This is a genomic window from Devosia sp. J2-20 (genome assembly GCF_055808475.1).
In genome coordinates this window covers 3057501-3075991 of the sequence record NZ_CM147870.1, presented here as the reverse complement: position 1 = coordinate 3075991, position 18491 = coordinate 3057501, and the positions used below count along the sequence as shown (strand labels likewise).

Annotated in this window: 19 protein-coding genes; 8 read left to right on the top strand and 11 right to left on the bottom strand. The window is 62.0% G+C overall.

What is annotated here, in order from left to right:
• Positions 1-81: 81 nt before the first annotated feature.
• From AC0L37_RS15085 to AC0L37_RS15060, 6 genes are all read right to left on the bottom strand, one after another.
• Positions 82-1371 carry an ABC transporter substrate-binding protein gene (locus AC0L37_RS15085; protein WP_282222791.1) on the bottom strand — a complete coding sequence of 430 codons (1290 nt, stop codon included), beginning with the start codon at positions 1369-1371 and terminating at the stop codon, positions 82-84.
• A gap of 70 nt (positions 1372-1441) precedes the next feature.
• Complete coding sequence (locus AC0L37_RS15080; RefSeq protein WP_282222792.1) at positions 1442-3091, bottom strand: MGH1-like glycoside hydrolase domain-containing protein; 1650 nt, start codon at positions 3089-3091, stop codon at positions 1442-1444.
• A gap of 419 nt (positions 3092-3510) precedes the next feature.
• Positions 3511-5376 carry a diguanylate cyclase gene (locus AC0L37_RS15075; protein ID WP_473313233.1) on the bottom strand — a complete coding sequence of 622 codons (1866 nt, stop codon included), beginning with the start codon at positions 5374-5376 and terminating at the stop codon, positions 3511-3513.
• 148 nt (positions 5377-5524) lie between these two features.
• Positions 5525-6313 (bottom strand): hypothetical protein, encoded by a 789-nt coding sequence (locus AC0L37_RS15070; RefSeq protein WP_282222794.1) that lies wholly within the window; start codon positions 6311-6313, stop codon positions 5525-5527.
• The gene (locus tag AC0L37_RS15065; RefSeq protein ID WP_282222795.1) at positions 6310-8862 is read right to left on the bottom strand and encodes an ABC transporter permease; all 2553 of its coding nucleotides are present in this window, start codon (positions 8860-8862) and stop codon (positions 6310-6312) included. Before AC0L37_RS15065 ends, AC0L37_RS15070 begins: the two co-directional genes overlap by 4 nt.
• Entirely contained in the window at positions 8859-9560 is a 702-nt protein-coding gene (locus tag AC0L37_RS15060) for an ABC transporter ATP-binding protein (RefSeq protein ID WP_282222796.1), read from the bottom strand. Before AC0L37_RS15060 ends, AC0L37_RS15065 begins: the two co-directional genes overlap by 4 nt.
• An 89-nt stretch (positions 9561-9649) precedes the next feature.
• Here AC0L37_RS15060 and AC0L37_RS15055 point away from each other — a divergent pair, with 89 nt between their 5' ends.
• Positions 9650-10255, top strand: a complete 606-nt coding sequence (locus tag AC0L37_RS15055) for an arylesterase (protein WP_212659617.1) — start codon at positions 9650-9652, stop codon at positions 10253-10255.
• On the opposite strand, the gene AC0L37_RS15050 is transcribed toward AC0L37_RS15055, so the two are convergent.
• From AC0L37_RS15050 to AC0L37_RS15030, 5 genes are all read right to left on the bottom strand, one after another.
• Positions 10252-11700, bottom strand: coding sequence for a dihydrolipoyl dehydrogenase family protein (locus AC0L37_RS15050; RefSeq protein ID WP_282222797.1), 1449 nt, complete (start codon positions 11698-11700; stop codon positions 10252-10254). The two genes, AC0L37_RS15055 and AC0L37_RS15050, sit on opposite strands and share 4 nt — an antisense overlap.
• Before the next feature lie 38 nt (positions 11701-11738).
• The gene (locus AC0L37_RS15045; RefSeq protein WP_282222798.1) at positions 11739-12503 is read right to left on the bottom strand and encodes a TVP38/TMEM64 family protein; all 765 of its coding nucleotides are present in this window, start codon (positions 12501-12503) and stop codon (positions 11739-11741) included.
• A 5-nt stretch (positions 12504-12508) separates the two neighbouring features.
• Positions 12509-13330 carry a sterol desaturase family protein gene (locus tag AC0L37_RS15040; protein WP_269370778.1) on the bottom strand — a complete coding sequence of 274 codons (822 nt, stop codon included), beginning with the start codon at positions 13328-13330 and terminating at the stop codon, positions 12509-12511.
• The gene (locus tag AC0L37_RS15035) at positions 13320-13574 is read right to left on the bottom strand and encodes an anti-sigma factor family protein (RefSeq protein WP_282222799.1); all 255 of its coding nucleotides are present in this window, start codon (positions 13572-13574) and stop codon (positions 13320-13322) included. The genes AC0L37_RS15040 and AC0L37_RS15035 overlap by 11 nt, the downstream gene beginning before the upstream one ends.
• 86 nt (positions 13575-13660) lie before the next feature.
• Positions 13661-14284: an RNA polymerase sigma factor gene (locus tag AC0L37_RS15030; RefSeq protein ID WP_269370782.1), complete on the bottom strand. Its 624-nt coding sequence runs from the start codon at positions 14282-14284 to the stop codon at positions 13661-13663.
• 99 nt (positions 14285-14383) lie between these two features.
• Here AC0L37_RS15030 and AC0L37_RS15025 point away from each other — a divergent pair, with 99 nt between their 5' ends.
• From AC0L37_RS15025 to AC0L37_RS14995, 7 genes are all read left to right on the top strand, one after another.
• Positions 14384-15079, top strand: a complete 696-nt coding sequence (locus AC0L37_RS15025) for a CDP-alcohol phosphatidyltransferase family protein (protein ID WP_282222800.1) — start codon at positions 14384-14386, stop codon at positions 15077-15079.
• 76 nt (positions 15080-15155) lie between these two features.
• Entirely contained in the window at positions 15156-15410 is a 255-nt protein-coding gene (locus tag AC0L37_RS15020; RefSeq protein ID WP_282222801.1) for a hypothetical protein, read from the top strand.
• Positions 15404-15727 (top strand): ABC transporter permease, encoded by a 324-nt coding sequence (locus AC0L37_RS15015; RefSeq protein WP_473315427.1) that lies wholly within the window; start codon positions 15404-15406, stop codon positions 15725-15727. The genes AC0L37_RS15020 and AC0L37_RS15015 overlap by 7 nt, the downstream gene beginning before the upstream one ends.
• Before the next feature lie 121 nt (positions 15728-15848).
• Positions 15849-16139, top strand: a complete 291-nt coding sequence (locus AC0L37_RS15010; protein WP_212659624.1) for a BufA1 family periplasmic bufferin-type metallophore — start codon at positions 15849-15851, stop codon at positions 16137-16139.
• A 67-nt stretch (positions 16140-16206) separates the two neighbouring features.
• Positions 16207-17070, top strand: coding sequence for an MNIO family bufferin maturase (gene bufB, locus AC0L37_RS15005; RefSeq protein WP_282222802.1), 864 nt, complete (start codon positions 16207-16209; stop codon positions 17068-17070).
• Positions 17067-17774 (top strand): HvfC/BufC N-terminal domain-containing protein, encoded by a 708-nt coding sequence (locus AC0L37_RS15000; RefSeq protein ID WP_282222803.1) that lies wholly within the window; start codon positions 17067-17069, stop codon positions 17772-17774. The genes bufB and AC0L37_RS15000 overlap by 4 nt, the downstream gene beginning before the upstream one ends.
• Before the next feature lie 51 nt (positions 17775-17825).
• Positions 17826-18329 (top strand): DoxX family protein, encoded by a 504-nt coding sequence (locus AC0L37_RS14995; RefSeq protein ID WP_282222804.1) that lies wholly within the window; start codon positions 17826-17828, stop codon positions 18327-18329.
• Positions 18330-18491 lie beyond the last annotated feature (162 nt).

The following is an 18491-nucleotide window of genomic DNA, read 5'->3' as shown; positions in this document are numbered from 1 at the left end:
GGTGGAGGCGCTGCGTCAGGGAGACCACAGGACCCCCACCCGGGTGCCGCCTCCCAAATGGGGAGGCGGTGTTCGCTATGATCAGGCGCGGGCGAGAATGGCGCGCGACTGGTTGAGGAAGTCGCTGGCGACCTCGGCAATCGGACGTTCGCCCAGCAGCACCGAGACGGCAACACGCTCAAAGGTCTGCTCGACCTCATTGGCCCCGCTTGGTGGTGGCGGCGCCAGCTTGGCGGTCTTGCCCTGAATGCCATCAAAGAAGGCAACCGAGACGGCCTCGGCCGCGGACAGATCGGGCTCCAGCGCCGCGCGTACATCCGCATTGGACGGAATGCCGCGTTCCAGACCCAGAATGCCGGTCAGGTCGGGATCGTTGACGAAGGCGCTCATGTAGGCGGTGGCCGCTTCAGGATCCTTGCTGTCGCGCGTCAGGCAGACGAACTGGCTGGGCTGCACGATCGAGCCGGGGATCATCTCGGGGGTATTGGGATACATGGCGGCAGCCAGGGTATCTTCCATCAGGCCCTGCGCCCCCACCAACTGGTTGCTCCAGGCATAAGAGGTGGCAGTCTTGCCGGTGACGACACCCAGCTGGCTCAGCTCGGACACACCCGCCAGACCGGCCGATTCCTGACCGGCAAGCGTGGCGCCCGCATCGCGCAGATCAGCCCAGATGCTCCAGTATTCCTCGACGATGTCCTGGGTCGGGCCATAGCTGCCATCTTCATTGAACAGCAGCGCACCCTTCTGGGCGACGAAGTCGGAGAAGTTCTGATAGTCGGCGGTGTTGTCGTCCGTGCCCGCGACACCAGTGGCCTTCTTGATCTCCACGCCCATGCGCTTTAGATCGTCATAGGTGTAGCCAAAGGGGTCAAAGTTCTCGCCTGCGGTGATGCCGGCCTCGGCGTAGAGGCGGCTATTATACATCGCCATATGCGAGTTGGCGCCGATCGACAGGGCGTAGAACTTGCCATCCACCGTGCCCGCATCAATGGCCGACTGGTCGATTTTTGAGATATCCAGGCTCTTGCCGACATACTCGTCCAGCGGGACCACTGCGCCATTGTCGATATATTCAAACAGCACTCCATAACCCTGCTGGATCACGTCGGGCATGTTGCCGCCCGCGATCTGGGTGGTCAGCTTGGTGAAATAGTCGCCAAAGCCCAGCGTCTCGCCCGAGACCACGGTGCCGGGGGTCTTGCTGTTATAGAGCTCGATGACACCGAAAGTGCGCTTGTCACGCTCGGGATTACCCCACCAGAAGTGGCGGACCTGACGGTCCTGCGCAAAGGCGGGCAGGCCGAATGCAGACAGCGCGGCGACGCCGGCTGTGGTTTGCAGGAATTGCCTGCGGTTGAACTTGCTCATATTGGTTCCTCCCTATTGAGCTACGTACGTCAGATCATCTGCGGTTCGGCCCCTCACCGGGCCGCAGAATTCAGTATGTCGGGGCCACCAGAGCGGGGTCGCGTACCCGGACCAGTTCTTGTCCCTTCAGATCGAGTTGTTCATTGGGACCAATCGCGAAGGAATAATTGCCTTCTGCGGTGGTCAGCTCGCCCGTCACGGTGCTGGCGCTCATGCCGACCAGACCCGTGATCTGGCCCGTGCGGTCGGTAATGATGCGGACGCCGCGCGGCGCCGAGAACAGCGGCGCGCCGTCGCGATAGGCCGCGATATGGCTGGCGGTGTTGATCAGCTCGAAATCCTGGCCGTCCACGGTGCGGGCATAGCCGGTTTCGTGTGCCACATCGCGGTGCTCGATCTGCTGCGGCGTCAGCCCGGTGAACCAGACTGCGCCGTCGGGGCGAGGCTGGATGCCACACAGTCGTTCGACGAAATCGAGCAGGCACAGAATGGAAGGCGAATAGACCTCGGTGAAGCCTTCAGCGCCGGTGAACGGGTTGATGGTCTGGGCAAAGCGCGTCGACTTGAACAGCGCGCTCAGCACCGGCTGCAGCACCCAGCTCAGCTCGACATGACGGTGGTGCGCCTCAAAGGCATGCGGCGCCCGGATCAGGCTGAGGAAGTTCGAGGGCCCGCACCAGCTATTGTAATCAAAGGCCGGGTCAAACCGCGGATCATCCAGCGCCAGCGAGGTGAATGGATATTTGGCGAAGAACTTGGACGTGTTGAGCAGATAGCGCTCCAGCGCCTTGGCGAAGAAAGCATCGTCGCCAATCTCGCAGGCCAGCACGCGCAGCAGCACATCGGACTGCACCCGGACGTGGCGACCATGCCGGTCGCGGTCGTAGAAGAACCCATCTTCGGCATCAAAGCACTGGGTGAAGAGCGCCGCCGTACTGGCTTCCGCCTTGTCCAACCAGACGTCGCCGCTTTCGCCAAGCTCCTCGGCCATGCGCGCCAGATAGAGGCGTTGGCAGGCAACATTGGCGGTCAGATCCGGCGCGATGAACGGCAGCAGCGGATTGTCGGGGTGGAAGGCTTTTGGATCATTGTTGAATGGGCTGTCGGGCACATGCCAGAACCGCGCCGACAGGTCATGGCCGGTATCGAAGGTGCAGAATGCCTCGACGGCGCCCGTGCCGCGCGTATCGCGCCATTGCGCCAGCCAGGCATCATTGCGCGTCATGGCCGCGTAAAGGCGGGCCAGCCAGACCTTGTCGCGGCCATTCAGGCAGTAATGCGTCCACACCGAGCGAGCCAGCGGTGTCACCATCTGGATTTGCGAGGATACCGGGCCTGTCGCGGTCAGCTTGTAGGGGAACAGGCCATCGTCGCGCTGATGGGTGGCGAAGCCGGCAAAGGTGGCAGCGGCCACCGACGGGATAAAGCGACTGAGCAGTTCGGCATTGATCGTGCCGGTGCTTTCGAGCCAGCAGCCGAAATAGATGCCGCCCTCGTTCAGGATGGGTTCGGCGTCCCCGGTCGGCCTGATGCAGGCGATCAGTTCGCGCACCGCATCATCATGACGGCGTTCCATATGGGCGGCCGACGACACAAAGCGCACGCCCGAGGCGATAAATTCGGCAAGGATATCGGGGGCATCAACTGCGCCGACGCGCGCGGCGACGTCAGTGGACCGCAACCTGTCGAGCAGGGCGAGATTGGTCGGCTGATGGTTCATCCTCGTTCCTCCCGCTCACTGGCATCGGTTGTCCGATGTCCGGGTGCGGTGTGCTGGGAAGAGGAAGAGACCTGCCCGCCAACCGCGACCGCACGGTTGAGATCCTTGCGGGTCTCTCAGAAGGTCGAAACGAGCACTGGTCCGGTTTTTCCGGTCAGACCAAATGACATTCCGCGTAGCTCACGCTTAACCACATACCCTGGCTGGGCCCTGGGCCCATGACGTGTCTCCGGCCGTTCCTGAGGGTTTGTCCCCACTCAGATGCCGGATGATTGTGCGGAGCAGCCGGTGAAGTCAATGATTTTGTTGCACTAATTCCCAGTGACTCGAATTTGTTCAAGTCTGCCAATGGGTTGGTATGACAAATCTGCCATACAAGATCGCGGCCTTTTAGCCGTCTGCCCGGCCGCTGTGATGGCTCAGGAGAGGGCGCGCAAATGGGTGCGTTCAGACACGCGCGTACCAAACACGCGATCGCGACCAGCCGCCTTGGCGCTGTACAGCGCGCCATCAGCTGTGCCGATCAGATCTGTGGCGCTGCGCTCGACAACATCGGGCATATAGGTCGCAACGCCCACGCTGGCGGTGATGTAGCCCTTGTCGCTCGCGGCATGGGGCAGACGGGCCTCGGCCAGCGCCCGACGGAAGCTTTCAGCCACCAGGTAAGCGCCATCCTCGTCGGTATCGGGCAGGATGGCGGTGAACTCTTCGCCACCAAAGCGCGCCACCACATCGGCGGGACGTTTCAGGCTCTGCTTAAGCAATTGGCTGACCTTGCGCAGGGCGTCATCGCCCGCCAGATGGCCGTAGTGATCATTATAGGGTTTGAACAGATCGACATCGACCAGCAGCAGGCTCAGTGGCGTTCCGGCGCGGCTGGTGCGGCGGATTTCCGCGTCAATGGCGTCATCAAAGGCCCGTCGATTGAGCAGCCCCGTCAGGGCGTCCGTGCGCACCAGATGCTTGAGTTCGTCCGTCGCTGTGTGCAGGTCCTGTTCGGCCTGCTTGAAGCGGGTTACATCAATGGCCACAACCATAGTGGTGCCATTGCTGGTGGGGCGCGTACGGATCTGTAACCAGCGTCCATTGGCCAGCAGAATTTCTCGCTCGCTCTCGCGGCGCAGATCGGCAAAGCGTGCGTCGATCCACTCGGCCGCTGCGGCAACTTCGGTCGGTGCGTTTTGCTGCTCGCCGGTATCGATCACTGCCTTGAGAATGTCGCGGAAATGCGCACCCGGCACGCGCAACGCCCCGGTTTCGGGAAACGCTTCGCGATATTGTTCATTGCAGAAGATCAGCTCGCCACCATTGTCGAACATGGCCAGGCCGCCGGTCATTTCGGCCAATGCATAGCCCAACGTATCACGACTGCGGATCAGTTCCTGCTGGATCTGTTTTTCGCCGGTGACGTCGCGGGTGACCCCGGCCAGCCCGATCAGCTTGCCATCAGGGTCGTGCAGCGGGACCTTGGTAGTCGAATACCAGCGTGAGATACCATTTTTGTCGATGATTTCTTCTTCGAAATCGAGCACCTTGGTATTGCCAGCAAGCACCGCCCGCTCGCGCTCAGCGGTGCGCGCCGCGCGATCTGGTGGCTCAATGTCAAAACTGCTCTTACCCAGCAATTGGCTGGAATCGGCTACCCCGAACAGCGCCGCCGACGCCTTGTTGGCAATCGCGAAATTGCCGTCACGGCCTTTGACATAAACATAGGCTGGTGCATGGGTTATCGCCGCCGCCAGCAATTCGCGATCGGCCGATAGCCGGTATGCCCGCAGATAGACAACACCGGCAAAAGCGGTGGTGACAATGTTGAGCAGGGCCAGCGGCACAAGGGTGGGCAGGATCGCCTGGAAGGTTTCGCCCGGCAGCGACACCAGGCCCGCCGATGTCACGATGCCGGTAATCAGCGCCACTACGCCGACATGCCACAATTTATGGGTGCGATTGCCAACCACCAGACTGACCAGAACACCGGCGCCACTCGCCAGCGCAATGCCGGCCAGTCCAGCCATGAGGCCAGCACCACCCAGCCAGAACCGGAAAGCCGCTGCAACAGCACTGCTGATCAGGGCCGCCGGCCATCCACCAAACAGCGCGACAACGGCCAGCAGGGAATAGCGCAGGTCAAAAAACATGCCCGGCTTGAATTCGATTGCCAGGCTCATCGTAGCGATGGCACCCAGACCCATGGTCAGGGACAGCAGAAAATTACGATAGGGGCGGGGGATTGCCTTGAGCCAGTAGCTCGCCCGCGACCAGCCCAGCACAAACAGTGCGACCACTGCCAAATTGCCTGCCAGAATTTGCCAAACGGACGCCGTCAATTGCAACTACCCTAGTCCAGTCCGAGCGATCCCGGTGTCGGCACCATGCCCGACTGAACAAGCAAGCTAACAGCCAACAGTTTGCCAAACCTGAATCAAATGCGACTTATTGAGGCCGTCGGGCCGCCGTCACTGCAGCTGTAAAACTGCCAATTGGCTGGGTAATTACCGCACCCGTATCGAACCGGGCGACTGCCTGCACGCCGGGCGAAAAACCGAGCACGACGATCTGCCGGCGATCCTGTGTGGGCAAAGCGAGTTCGAAAAATCCATCACTGTCAGTATCTTCGGCGCGCGCCAGACTGATGTCGCGCGAACCGATGAAATGGGTCGAATACCCCGATTGCGGCGGCAGGATCGTCTCCAGCACGGAGCCTTTTAGCGACAGAATTTCCAGCACACCGCCAATATGGGGCGTTTTGACGATGGCGATTTCCTTGCCTGCGTCGGCGGTAAAATTGGCAATTGCCGCAATCGACAGCCAGCGGTGTGACCGGCCGATGGGCGCGGTGGCGGACCGCTCGACCAGCGTGCCATCGCGCAGGCCATAGACCGCGACTGCGGCGCCGGCGCCCACATCGGTGCGGATGGTGATAATTTCGCTCGCTCCGTCGCCATCCAGATCGACCAGCCGTGGGGTCAGATCCTCAAAAACATAGCGTTCAGGCAGCACGAGTTCGTGCCGGGTGCCGGTGCGATCAATCACCACCAGCGATCCGCCTTCGACCCGGTCGCCCAGAATGCCGTGGTCATAGCGCGCTGTGGGCTGGCCATACCACGCCTGGGCAACATCACCGCTGGCCGTGGCGATGCCGCCATCGGGTAGCCGTTCCTGTGCGCTCGCGGTGCCCGTCAGGACAAGCAGGGCAAACAAGACTGGGCGCAGTACACTCATGGCGTTTCCATTCGCAGTTTGGCGGCGGGCGTGGTGGACATGGCCGACCATGTGGTCGCAGCGCCGGTCACGATGGTGACCACGATTACCAGCAGCGCCACAAGGCCGAGCTGGCCGACCGGGACCATGAAGTCGATCTCCAGCAGCCAGGTCGCGGCCGCCCAGGCGCCCAGCATGGCAATGCCACTGGCCAGCACGGCAGCGATGGCCCCGAGCAAGGCATATTCGATCAGGAAGGCGGCGATGACGTCACTGCGCTTGGCGCCCAGCACCTTCATCACCACGGCATCGGCCTGGCGTTGTTGCCGCCCGACGCTGAGCGCACCAGCCAGCACCAGAATGCCGGCCAGAACCGCAGTCCCGCTGACCAGTGCGATGGCATTGATCAGCCCGTCAAACACGGCCCGCACCCGCGCCAGCGTATCGCCGACAGGCACGAAATTGAGCTGCGGGAAGTCACCCAACAGCGCCGCTTCCACAACGCCATCGGCGCCCTCGGCAACCGTGATGGTGCCGAAATAGGATTGCGGTGCGCTTTCGATCAGCCCAGGCGAGACGATGATGCGGAAGTTGAAATTGGGGCTGCGCCAGTCGATAAGCCGGAAGCTGGCAATGGTCATTGCCAGCGGCCGCCCGGCAACGGCAATTTCAATGCTGTCGCCAATCGACAGATCCAGCGCGTCACGCATTTCCGTGCTCAGGGAAACCTGCGGGTCGCCTGAATAATCTTCAGTCCACCACTCGCCCTCGGCGATGACGGTATCCGCGGGCATGGCCGCAGACCAGGTCAGTGCCGTATCGCCCCGGAACATGTCGGCCACATCGCGCGAAATATCATCCTCCGAAGTCGGCGGTGGGGCGCCCTTTAGCGCAGTGATGGTGCCACGCAGCATGGGGATGGTGGTCAGCGCCTCGATATCAGGCGTGGCCGCCACGAAATCGGTCAGCGCGGCCAGATTGGGCTTGTCCAGATCGAGCAGTACAAAGGCCGGGGCCTCGGTGGTAACCTCGGTGGCGATCTGGTTGTTGATGTTGGACTGCGTTGTCACGATCAGCAGCAGCAGCGACAACCCCATGCCCATCGACACCAGTACTGTGGTCGTGGGCGCACCCGGTCGGACGATGGCGGATAGAGCCATGCGCAGCAGCCGGTTGGGCGGTGGTGGGACGCGCGAGAGGATCAGTCCGAGCAGGGCCGCCGCCAGTCGCAGCAGCAGGAACGCGACAACAGTGCCAGCAAAATAGATGGCCACCAGCTGCATATCGCTGGCAATGCTCAGTGTCAGGGCAAACAGCAGGGCAAAGCCGATCAGCAGCGGTACCGAAGCAATCGGGGTCAGCCAGCTGCGCCAGTCCTGCCGCTCAAGATTGCTTGAGCCTCCCGCACGGAACAGCAGGGCGGGGCGAATGGCACGGGCATGCAGCAGCGGCAACCAGGCAAAGATGATGGCCGTCACCAGACCAATGCCGCCGGCCGCCGCCATCGAGCGCAGGTCCAGCGCAGCCGGCAGATCAAGCCCGATCAGCCCGGCCAAGAGCGGCAGGATGGCGAAAGTACCCACAGCAATGGCGACCAGTCCGATGGCAATCGACAGCAATGACAGGAAGATGATCTGGGCCAGGAATTGCACCATGATGCGGTTTCCGCTGGCACCCAGCGAGCGCATGGTGGCGATGGCCGATTGGCGCTCACCGACATAGGCAGTGACCGCATTGGCCGCGCCCAGCCCGCCAACCACCATGGATGAGAGGGCCACCAGCAGCATGAAATTGCCGAAAATCGTGATGAAGCGGGCAATCGATGCCGTGGCTTCGCGAGGCGAGCGGATACGGACTTCGCTGTCGGGGAATTGCTCTTCCAGCGCCGTTTCGGCACTGGCGAAGTCTGTGTCTTCAAGCAGCACCTTGTACTGGAACTGGTTGAGCACGCCTTCCTGTTTCAGCCCCGCCAGTGGCAGGGTAGCGTCAGAGACCAGCGCCGGGGCGCCAAGCTGGAAGCCCAGCGTCGCCTGATCGGGCAGGGTATCGATAATGCCGCGCAATTGCAGCTCGAGCGTGCCGACGCGGATCGTGTCACCCGGCGCAGCCTCCAGCCGCAAAGCAGCCTGTGGTGAGAGCAGAATGCCCCACACACCATTCTGCTGGCCAAGCAGATCGGCAGTGCTGCCGGGCAAGGCGCCGGGGGCCAGAACAACGTCACCGACCAAGGGGTAGAGATCGCCAACGCCACGCAAAGACAGAAAGGCAGAAAGATAGCCCTTCTGGGCCTGTGAATTGAGCTGAACCTCGCGATTGACCGGCCCGAGCTTTTCGAGCGCACTCAGCACGTCGGGCGTAATATCGGTGCGCTGCGAGCGCAGTTCGAGATCGCCGCCCAGAATGGCGCGGGCATCGCGGGCAATGGCGGTTTCCACCGCGCTGCGCACCGAACTGACCACGCCAATGGCGGCCACGCCAAGCGCCAGACAGGCAATCAGGATGGTGAAGCGTGCCGCGCTGCCGCGCAGATCGATCAGCGCAACGCGCAGCCAGGCAATCAGCCGGTTCATGCCGGCACCGCGGTCAGTTCACTGAGTTCGCCGCGATCCATGCGCATCTGCCGGTCGGCGCGCTGCGCCAGGCTGTTGTCATGGGTGATCAGCAGCACCGCCATGCCATTGGCGCGCGCCAGATTGAACAGCAGGTCGATGGCCGATTTGGCGGTTTCCTGATCGAGATTGCCCGTGGGCTCATCGGCCAGCAGCAGTTTGGGGCGCGTAACAATGGCGCGCGCCAGACCGACGCGTTGCTGTTCGCCGCCCGACAGCGCGCTGGGCAGATGATCTTCACGTGCGGCCAGTCCGACTTCGGCCAGTGCCGCCTTGGCGCGGGCGCGAATTTGGTTCAGCGGCAGGTCGTCAAAGGCGATGTCGAGCGCCAGCGACACATTCTCCAGTGCCGTCATGGAGGGAATGAGGTGAAAGTTCTGGAACAGGATGCCGATATTATTGCGCCGCATATCGGCCAGATCGTCCTCGTTCATGCCACCCAGAGCAGCCCCGCCAACGCTGACCAGACCATCGCTGGCTCGTTCAAGCCCGCCCATCACCATCAGCATTGAGGTCTTGCCACTGCCCGAGGGTCCGACAATCGACACCACTTCGCCCCGGCCTATCGTAAAATTGATGTCTTTGAGGATATGAAGCGCCTCCTTGCCCGACCTAAGGTGCAGGTTCATGGCTTGGGTCTGGGCGATGGTTTCGGTCATGAATAAGGGCCAGGTGCTGGTCTGAGGAATTTGAATTGGCAAGGACGGGTATTGTTTTGAGAAGTTGGGTGCATAAGACGCTTTGCGCAATGGCTGTGTTGACCACAATTGCGGCATTCGCCCCGCAGGTGGCCGCTGTCGAGCGCACGATCATGCTCTATGGCGACAGCCTGCTTGCCGGCTATGGCCTGCCACCCGAAGAGGGTTTTGCTGCCCAGATGCAGGCGGCCATGGACGCCGCAGGAATTGATGCCACCCTGCTCAATGCCAGCGTTTCGGGCGACACGACAGCTGACGGCGTGGCGCATCTGGACTGGTCGCTGTCTGACGCGCCCGATGCCATTATTCTGGGGTTGGGGGCCAATGACATGCTGCAGGGTCTGCCTGCCGCCGCAGCGCGCGACAACCTTGAGACCATGTTGAGCCGGTTTGACGCCGAGAGCCTGCCGGTGCTGCTGCTGGGCATGATGGCCGATCGCGGGCTGGGCGCCGACTATGTCGCCGCCTTTGATGGCATGTACCCCGCACTGGCCGAGCAGTATGGAGCGGTGTTCTACCCGTTCTATCTCGACGGCGTGGCGCTCGACCCGGCGTTCAACCAGCCCGATATGCGCCATCCCAATGCCGATGGCGTGGCCAGGATTGTCGAAAACCTGCTGCCCTATGTTGCCGAACTGGTGCAACGCCTGCCCTAGGGCAATAGTTTTTGCACCAGACCGACCCAGGCCCTGGGCAGCTTGCCGAACAGTTTGGGTTTGTAATAGGCGCTGGCTGCGCGCTTGGAGATTTCCGCCAGCGTGGGGTAGGGCGCGATCATCGAGGCGACGGCTGAAAGCTTGACCTTGCCCGAGATCACCAACCCCCACAGGGTGATCATCTCTCCTGCATGAGGCCCGACCATGGTCGCGCCGAGCACCTTGCCGCGCGGGGTCAGCACCAGCTTGATAAAGCCTTCGGTGCGCTTCTCAGTCTGGGCTCGGTCGTTTTCGGCGAAATGTTCGATGATGGTGGTGACCTCGCCATGCTGCTTGCGCGCATCGGCCTCGGTCAGCCCGACATGGGCCACCTCGGGATCGAGATAGGTCACCCAGGGCAGGGCGGCATAATCGACCTTGGATGGCAGGCCGAAAACGGCATTGCGCACAAAAATGCCGGCGTGATAGCCCGCGATATGGGTGAACTGCGGACCACCAGCCACATCGCCCAGCGCATAGACGCGGTGATTGCTCGAGCGCAGCCTGGCATCGACCTCGACGCCTTGCTTGTTGGTCTTGACCCCGGCAAGGTCCAGACCCAGCCCGTCGAGATTGGGTGTGCGACCGGCGGCCACCAGCAAGTGGCTGGCACTAATCGTACGGGTGCCGGATGCGGTTTTGACCGTGGCCTGCACACCGCCATCGACCAGCTTGGGATCGGCGAATTGCGCATTTTCGTGCAGCGCAATGCCTTCATCGGCAAACACCTTGCGGATCAGCGGCGCGGCCTCGGGTTCGTCCTTGCCCAGAATTTCACCGGCATCGACCACGGTGACTTCAGAACCGAGACGCCGGAACGCCTGTGCCATTTCCAGTCCGATCGGCCCGCCACCCAGGATCAGCAAATGGTCCGGCCTTGTCGTCAGCTCGAATATGGTTTCGTTGGTCAGCGGTTTGCACGCAGCGAGGCCCGGAATGGGCGGCAGGCTGGCGCGCGACCCCGTCGCCACCACAAAGCGGCGCGCCGTGATGCGGTGATTGCCTGCGGCCACTTCGGTCGGGCTGACAAAGCTGGCACTTTCCTTGAGCACGGTAATGCCCATGCCTTCAAAGCGCTCGACACTGTCATTGGGCGCAATGGCGCCGATGACGGCGTGCACGTGATCATGCACGGTCTGAAATTCGACCTTGGGGGCTAGCCCTTCGCCGACGCCCATCGCCATGGCGGCTTTAAACGCATGAGCGGCATGGGCGGCGGCGATGAGCGATTTGGAGGGGACGCAGCCGGTATTGAGGCAATCTCCGCCCATTGCACCGCGCTCGATCAGCACCACTTTGGCGCCCAGCTGTGCCGCACCAGAGGCGGCGCTGAGCCCGGCCGAGCCTGCGCCAATGACGCAGACATCGCATTCGATCAGATGGCTGGCTTGGTTGTTGGCAGTCATGATGTTGGTCTCGCTTTGGGCAAATCGAAATGAGCGGGCTACGCTTTGAGCCAGCGGGAGCGCACCACCTTGAAGATGGGCGGGGCGATAGCCAGCAGCGCCAGGCCCAACAGGCCCAGCGACAGGCCGGGCGTGATCAGATCGCCAATACTGACATCGCGACCGCTTTCAGCCACCTCGATCAGCACCGTTTCCAGTCCCTGCCCAATCGAGGCATAGACCAGAGCACCGGGCAGAATGCCGATCAGCGTGGCGATGAAATAGGTGCTAAAGGGCACTTTGAGCAAAGCAGGCAGGACGTTGACCACGGTGAATGGAAAGATCGGCGCCAGTCGCAGCGCCAGCATGTAGCTGAAGGCATTGTTCTCAAAGCCTTTGGCTGCACGATCGACGAAACCGCCCACGCGCTGCCGCAGGCTGTCGCCAAAGGCGGTCTTGGCGGCCCAGAACAGCACTGACGCGCCGATGGTGGCGCCTATTGCTGCCAGCGTGCCGCCCAGAAACGCACCATAGACAAAGCCTCCGGCAACCGTGAGTAACCAGGCGGCGGGGAAAGCCACGGCAGTCGCGACGGCATAGCCCAGCACATAGATCAGCGCTGCCAGCAGCCCATTCTGGCTCGCAAACGCCTTGATACCCTCGCGCGCCTCGGCAAGGTAATCGAGCGTAAAGTAGCGCTGCCAGCCCAGCAGCAGGCCGGTAATCAGCACGCCGAGTAGAATGGCGATAGGCACAAAGCGGCTCAGGCCGCGCGATGCTGTGCCTTTGGAGGCAGCATCGGCCGCAGGGACGGGGTCATTCATGGGTATCAGTTCTTTCTGAACGGCAGCAGCAGGGACCATTTGAGCCCGCTGGGCTGTTGTTGGTCGCGATAGGCGGCAAGTCCGATATCCATATCGAGGTGCCCCTTGGCGGGCTGATCGGTATAGGTGGCGAACAGGCGATCCCATATCGACAGGCTGAAGCCGTAATTGCTGTCGGTTTCCTGCCGGATTGTTGAGTGGTGCACCCGATGCATGTCAGGCGTCACCAGGACCAGTCGGACCAGCCGGTCGATGGGTTTGGGCAGGGCAATATTGGCGTGATTGAACATGGCGGTGCCGTTCAGGATCACCTCGAACACCAGCACCGACCAGGCTGGCGCACCCAGCGCCAGCACGATGCCGACCTTCCAGAACATCGAGATGACGATCTCGAGCGGGTGAAAGCGCAGGGCGGTGGTCAGATCAAAACCGGTATCGGCATGGTGCATGCGATGGATGCGCCAGAGCAGCGGAATCTTGTGGCTGAGCAGATGTTCCAGCCACACGGCGAAATCGAGCACGATGATCGACACCAGCGCCGCAACCCAGACCGGCACGCCGACCTGGTTGAACAGACCAATACCCTGGCTTTCGGCCCATAGTGCGCTACCGACCGCGGCGGCGGGGAAGATGATGCGCAGCACCACTGAGGACAGGATCAGCATGCCCACATTGGTGAGCCAGCGACGGGTCTTGAGCGCAGCCTGCATCTCGGGCCGCTCCAGACGCGGGTGCAGCAGTTCAATGATCGCCAGCGTGCCAAAAATCAGCAGGAAGGAGCCGAAGCGAATGATCGGCTCGGGCAGAAACAGACCATTATCGGGCATTGGGCTTCTCGCTGTTGGCCGCGGTGGCGCGGAAGGCTTCGATCAATTTGTCATCAGGGGCGGCCTCATCCTGCGTCGGCCTGCCGACGCGCAGCAGTGCAATGGTCTTGGCCAGTTGATCAACATAGGTGCCGCATTTGCTGCACATCAGCAGATGCAGCTTGAACCCGGCGCGCTGGCGCAGGCTCATCTGACCTTCCAGATAATCGGTGGCTTTCTCATTGAGCTCGCGGCAAGTGAGCATGATGGTCTCCTGGGAGCGCGTACCCGGCATTGGCAAGCGCCGTCTCTAGCTGAGTGCGTCGGAGCGCGGCATTGTTACAAACAATCTCAGGCAGGGGGTGGCGACAGCACCTGTTCGAGCGCGGCCCGCACGCGCGTACGCCCGCGATGCAAAAGAATGCGTTGATTGGCGTCGGTGATGTCGAGCACCGAACAGGTCTCGGTCGCACTCAACCCTTCAATGTCGCGCAGGGTGACCACGGCGCGTTGATTGTCGGGCAGCGCATCCACGGCCGCCAATGCATGTTCCAGTGTCTGTCTGCCACCCACAATGCGCTCGGGATCGATCTCGGACCATTGGCCCGGCGGCGATAGCCAGGTGCCGTCACCGGAAAATCGGTCGGCATCCACGCCGGGGTCATTATAGCCCATATCGGTGAAGGAGACGGTACGCCCCTCGCGGCGAGCCTTGCTGCGCGCAATATTGGCGAGTACCGAAAAGCTCCACGTCTTGAGCGTTGAGCGTCCCTCGAACTCGCTGATGCCCGCGATCAGTGCCAGCCAGGTATCCTGCACGGCCTCTTCGGCCGCGGCCCGGTCGCGCAGGAAGCTGCGGGCAAAGGCGAGCATGGAGGGCTGCTGGCGCGCAACGAGTTGACGAAAGGCTGCCTCATCGCCGCGCCTGAGCGCTGCAATCAGTGCTGTCTCGTCTGTCGTGCCGCTCGCTGCCATCCATGTTCCCCCTCGACGCTACTGCGTCACTAGCAGCAAAGCCGGGCATAAGCGCCTGTCTTCGCGAGATTGTGTCATATGGCGCTGCAAGGAAAGTGCATGCTGAATGTAACATTTGGTCTGCTGGCGCGACCAAGCCGTAAGAACCTGCAGACCTCACACCAACCCGCGCGGGCTAAGCTCATGATCGACAGCTATCTTATCCCGCCACAGGAGCGGGTCTTGCGCCATCCGGCGCGCTGGCTGCTCGGCCTCGGCGTCAGTGCCAACGCCCTGACATTGACCGGTTTCGTCATCGGACTGGGCGCGCTCCCCGCCATTGCTCTGGGCAATTTCTGGCTTGCCCTGCTATTGATCGCCATCAACCGTGTCCTGGACGGGCTGGATGGCGCGGTGGCCCGGCAGGCCGGACCCACCGATCGTGGCGCCTTTCTCGATATCGCGCTCGATTTCTTCTTTTATGCCTCGATCCCATTTGCCTTTGTGCTGGCCGATCCTGCTGCCAATGGAGTTGCGGGGGCCTTGCTGCTGTTCTCGTTTATTGGCACCAGCTCAAGCTTTCTGGCCTTTGCCGTGATTGCCAAGCAACGCGGCATGACCGCGCTCGCCATGCCCAAAAAGGGCATCTATTATCTCGGCGGCATCACCGAAGGGGCCGAGACCATCGCCCTGTTCGTGCTGATCTGCCTGTTTCCAGCGCTGTTTCCAATTGCCGCCATCGCCTTTGCCGCTCTGGCCTTTCTGACCACGGCAATTCGCTGGTGGTGGGGCTGGACCAGCTTTGACGCCAAGTGAGCGCGCTATGTCGCGGAGCTGTCCATGGCTGATGTGCGGCTAAGCGGCCTCGCCAAATCGTTTGGCTGATCTGGGCGTGACGCTCGTCGCCAACCGCATCACCGGCAGCAACGACGCAGTTGATCTGGTGATCACCGAGGCGGCTGCTGGCCGTGGCGTTGGTCAGGGAAGCGTCGATGCCATTTGGCTCAATGGCGAAAACTTCTTCACGCTCAAGCAGCAAGACCTGCTGCTCGGCTCATTTGCCCAGGCCATCCCCAATGCCGTCAATTTCGAGTTCGATGCCGCCGATCCGCGCGCGGCGCTCAATCTGGGTGATTTCGGCTGCTGACCGCGGTCTATCAGGGGGTCGCCCCTGACTATGAAGAGCAGGCCCGCATCCTGGGCGCCAGTCCACGCCAGACCCTTTGGCAGGTGACGCTGCCCATGCTGCTGCCCGGCGTCATCGCCGGCAGCCTGTTCACCTTCCTGGTCTCGACCAATCTGTTTCTGCTTACTTTCCTTTTGGGGCAGGGCAAGATCATCACCCTGCCAACCCTGCTCTTCTCCAAGCTGGCCGGTGGCGCGCTTGATCCCAGCGCCGCCGGCATCGCCCTGCTGCTGGTGTCGGAACGCTTTTTGCGCCATCAGCTCTGGCTGTCGCGCTAGCGGGCAGCGCCAGAATATAAAAAAGACAATCACGGTGCCGTGATCGCGTAACCGGATGGACCCTTCCGCCGAATGACTGGGCATGGAACCGAACGGGTTCCTTTTTGGAAGGAGATCCATCATGAATCGCATGTCTTCGCTGGCCCTGGCCGCAACCCTGCTCACCGCCGCAGCCGGCATGTCCGCACCCGCCGCTTTGGCTCAGGACACCGAGAAATGCTACGGCGTTGCCATGGCAGGCCAGAACGATTGCGCTGCCGGCCCCGGCACCACCTGTGCTGGCACCTCCACTGTCGACTACCAGGGTAATGCCTGGAAGGCCGTTCCTGCCGGCACCTGCGTGTCGATGGAAATCGACGGCGACCGCATGGGTTCGCTCGAAGCCCTTGAGCGCGACGTGCCAATGACCTGATCGGTCCACGACCCTATCCCGGAGATCCGTTCATCGGGTCTCCGGATCCAGTCTCAGGGAGATCACCATGCCCGCCAATCATCTGCCCGCGCGCGCCGGTCTTGGCCTCAAGCCGCAGCACTATGCCCAGATCATCGAAACCGCGCCCGATATCGGCTTCTTTGAAGTCCATGCCGAAAACTATATGGGCGATGGTGGCCCGCCACACCGCTATCTGACTGCCATAGCCGAACGCTACGCCATCTCACTGCATGGTGTTGGTCTCTCGATCGGTGGTGAAGGCCCGCTCGATACCGCTCATCTCACGCGCCTGCGGGCGCTGATTGATCGCTATCAGCCGCAATCCTTTTCCGAGCATCTCGCCTGGTCTTCCCATGACGAAAGCGCGCTCAACGATCTGCTGCCGCTGCCCTATACCCAGACCACGCTCGATACTGTCGTCGCCCATATCGATCAGGTGCAGCAGGTGCTTGGCCGCCGCATGCTGCTCGAAAACCCGTCCACCTATGTGTTGTTTGCCGAAAGCACGATCGACGAGGTTGATTTTCTCGCCGCCATTGCCCAGCGCACCGGCTGCGGCCTGCTGCTCGACGTCAACAATGTCATGGTCTCGGCGGTCAATCACCAGACCGACGCCGCCAGCTATATCAATCGCTTTCCGGTTGAAGCGGTCGGCGAAATCCATCTGGCCGGTTATGACGAGGCAGAGGACGCCGTTGGCGACCGTCTGCTGATCGACGCCCATGCTTCGCGGGTCAGCGCTGATGTGTTCGACCTGTTCCGCCATACGCTGAGCCGCACCGGCCCTATGCCGACCCTGGTCGAATGGGACAACAACGTCCCCAGCTTCGATATTCTGGCTGACGAAGCCCGTCTGGCCGACGAAGCGATTGGCCAGGCAAGCAGCCAGATCCAGCGGCGCGCCTCATGAGCCCGGCCAGCCAGCAGGCCCGCTTTGCGGCCGCGGTGCAGGACCCCATGCGGCCGGTGCCCGCTGGCGTCGTTTCCTACAGGGGCGATGCCGACCCGCTACGCTTTGCCGTCTATCGCAACAATGTCCATGTCGGACTGGTCGGCGTGTTGGCATCCAAATTTCCGGTTTGCGCCAGGCTGGTTGGTGATGACTTCTTCACCGCCATGGCCCGGATCTATGTTGCCGATCACAAACCGGCCACGCCGGTGATGATGAGCTATGGCGCCGACTTCCCTGATTTCATCGCCAGCTTCGACAATGCGCGCTCGGTGCCCTATCTGGCCGATATCGCCCGGCTCGAAGAAGCCTGGGCCATTGCTTACAACGCGGCAGACCAAGAACCCCTGGTCATCGCGCAGTTGGCCGGCCTGGAACCGCATTCACTATTGGAGACGCAGCTGCACGCTCATCCGGCCTGCAGCCTGATCATCTCAACCTTTCCCGTCGGCACTATCTGGTCGGCCCACCAGACCAGCGGCATCACGGTGCGGCCCGGCGCCGAAGCCGTGCTGCTCACGCGCCCGCAGGCCGATGTGCAGGTCACGGTCATTCCAGCCGCCGATGCGGCTTTCCTTGCCAGGTTGCTGAGGGGGAGGCCATTGGCGCCGCCGCTGCAGCAGTCCTTGAAACCCATGCCAGCTTCGATCTTGCCCAGGCCCTGACCGGTCTGTGCGCGCTTGGCGCATTTTCATCATCCAGGGAGGGATGACCTCATGGCCAGTCTGATCCACACCGCCCAACGCGCACTTGGCACCGCCGAGCAGCTGATTGTTGCGATTCCGCATTCTATTGCGCTGTTTGCGCTGCGCGCCGCCCTGGCCATTCCCTTCTGGCGCTCCGGCATGACCAAATGGGATGGCTTTCTCAATCTCTCCAGTGGGGCCCGCTATCTGTTCGAGCAGGAGTTTAAGCTGCATGTGTTCGGGCAGGCCTTCAGCTATCCCTTTCCGCTGACCATGGCGTTCCTCGCCGGCCTGGGGGAGGTCATCTTGCCGGTACTGCTGGTGCTGGGCCTGTTCACCCGCCTTGCGGCGCTGGGGATCCTGGCCATGACCATCATTATCCAGCTCACCATTCCCGATGGCTTGATCAACTTCCACCTGCCCTGGGCGGCCATGGCGCTGGGTCTGATGGCTTTTGGCGGCGGTAAACTGTCCTTGGACGCGGTCATGGCCCCTTTTGGCGGTCGCCGCCGTGGCGGCGCGGTCGCCTCATAAAATTGGGAACAAAATCGACCTGCTGCCGTTAAGAGGCTGAAACCCCTGATATATCGGGCTTTCCGCGACCCAGCAGGTCGAGTTATCCACAAGGCCAAACGGCCTGCTGACAGAAAAACGCGCTCCTCGTGCGAAAATCGACAGGGGGCCGTTGACTCAAAC

What these genes read in the sequence shown, in the direction of transcription:
- AC0L37_RS15085 (WP_282222791.1), bottom strand. Translation starts at nt 1,371, where the DNA reads ATGAGCAAGTTCAACCGCAGGCAATTCCTGCAAACCACAGCCGGCGTC.
- AC0L37_RS15080 (WP_282222792.1), bottom strand. Translation starts at nt 3,091, where the DNA reads ATGAACCATCAGCCGACCAATCTCGCCCTGCTCGACAGGTTGCGGTCC.
- AC0L37_RS15070 (WP_282222794.1), bottom strand. Translation starts at nt 6,313, where the DNA reads ATGAGTGTACTGCGCCCAGTCTTGTTTGCCCTGCTTGTCCTGACGGGC.
- AC0L37_RS15065 (WP_282222795.1), bottom strand. Translation starts at nt 8,862, where the DNA reads ATGAACCGGCTGATTGCCTGGCTGCGCGTTGCGCTGATCGATCTGCGC.
- AC0L37_RS15060 (WP_282222796.1), bottom strand. Translation starts at nt 9,560, where the DNA reads ATGACCGAAACCATCGCCCAGACCCAAGCCATGAACCTGCACCTTAGG.
- AC0L37_RS15055 (WP_212659617.1), top strand. Translation starts at nt 9,650, where the DNA reads ATGGCTGTGTTGACCACAATTGCGGCATTCGCCCCGCAGGTGGCCGCT.
- AC0L37_RS15050 (WP_282222797.1), bottom strand. Translation starts at nt 11,700, where the DNA reads ATGACTGCCAACAACCAAGCCAGCCATCTGATCGAATGCGATGTCTGC.
- AC0L37_RS15045 (WP_282222798.1), bottom strand. Translation starts at nt 12,503, where the DNA reads ATGAATGACCCCGTCCCTGCGGCCGATGCTGCCTCCAAAGGCACAGCA.
- AC0L37_RS15040 (WP_269370778.1), bottom strand. Translation starts at nt 13,330, where the DNA reads ATGCCCGATAATGGTCTGTTTCTGCCCGAGCCGATCATTCGCTTCGGC.
- AC0L37_RS15035 (WP_282222799.1), bottom strand. Translation starts at nt 13,574, where the DNA reads ATGCTCACTTGCCGCGAGCTCAATGAGAAAGCCACCGATTATCTGGAA.
- AC0L37_RS15030 (WP_269370782.1), bottom strand. Translation starts at nt 14,284, where the DNA reads ATGGCAGCGAGCGGCACGACAGACGAGACAGCACTGATTGCAGCGCTC.
- AC0L37_RS15025 (WP_282222800.1), top strand. Translation starts at nt 14,384, where the DNA reads ATGCTGAATGTAACATTTGGTCTGCTGGCGCGACCAAGCCGTAAGAAC.
- AC0L37_RS15010 (WP_212659624.1), top strand. Translation starts at nt 15,849, where the DNA reads ATGAATCGCATGTCTTCGCTGGCCCTGGCCGCAACCCTGCTCACCGCC.
- bufB (WP_282222802.1), top strand. Translation starts at nt 16,207, where the DNA reads ATGCCCGCCAATCATCTGCCCGCGCGCGCCGGTCTTGGCCTCAAGCCG.
- AC0L37_RS15000 (WP_282222803.1), top strand. Translation starts at nt 17,067, where the DNA reads ATGAGCCCGGCCAGCCAGCAGGCCCGCTTTGCGGCCGCGGTGCAGGAC.
- AC0L37_RS14995 (WP_282222804.1), top strand. Translation starts at nt 17,826, where the DNA reads ATGGCCAGTCTGATCCACACCGCCCAACGCGCACTTGGCACCGCCGAG.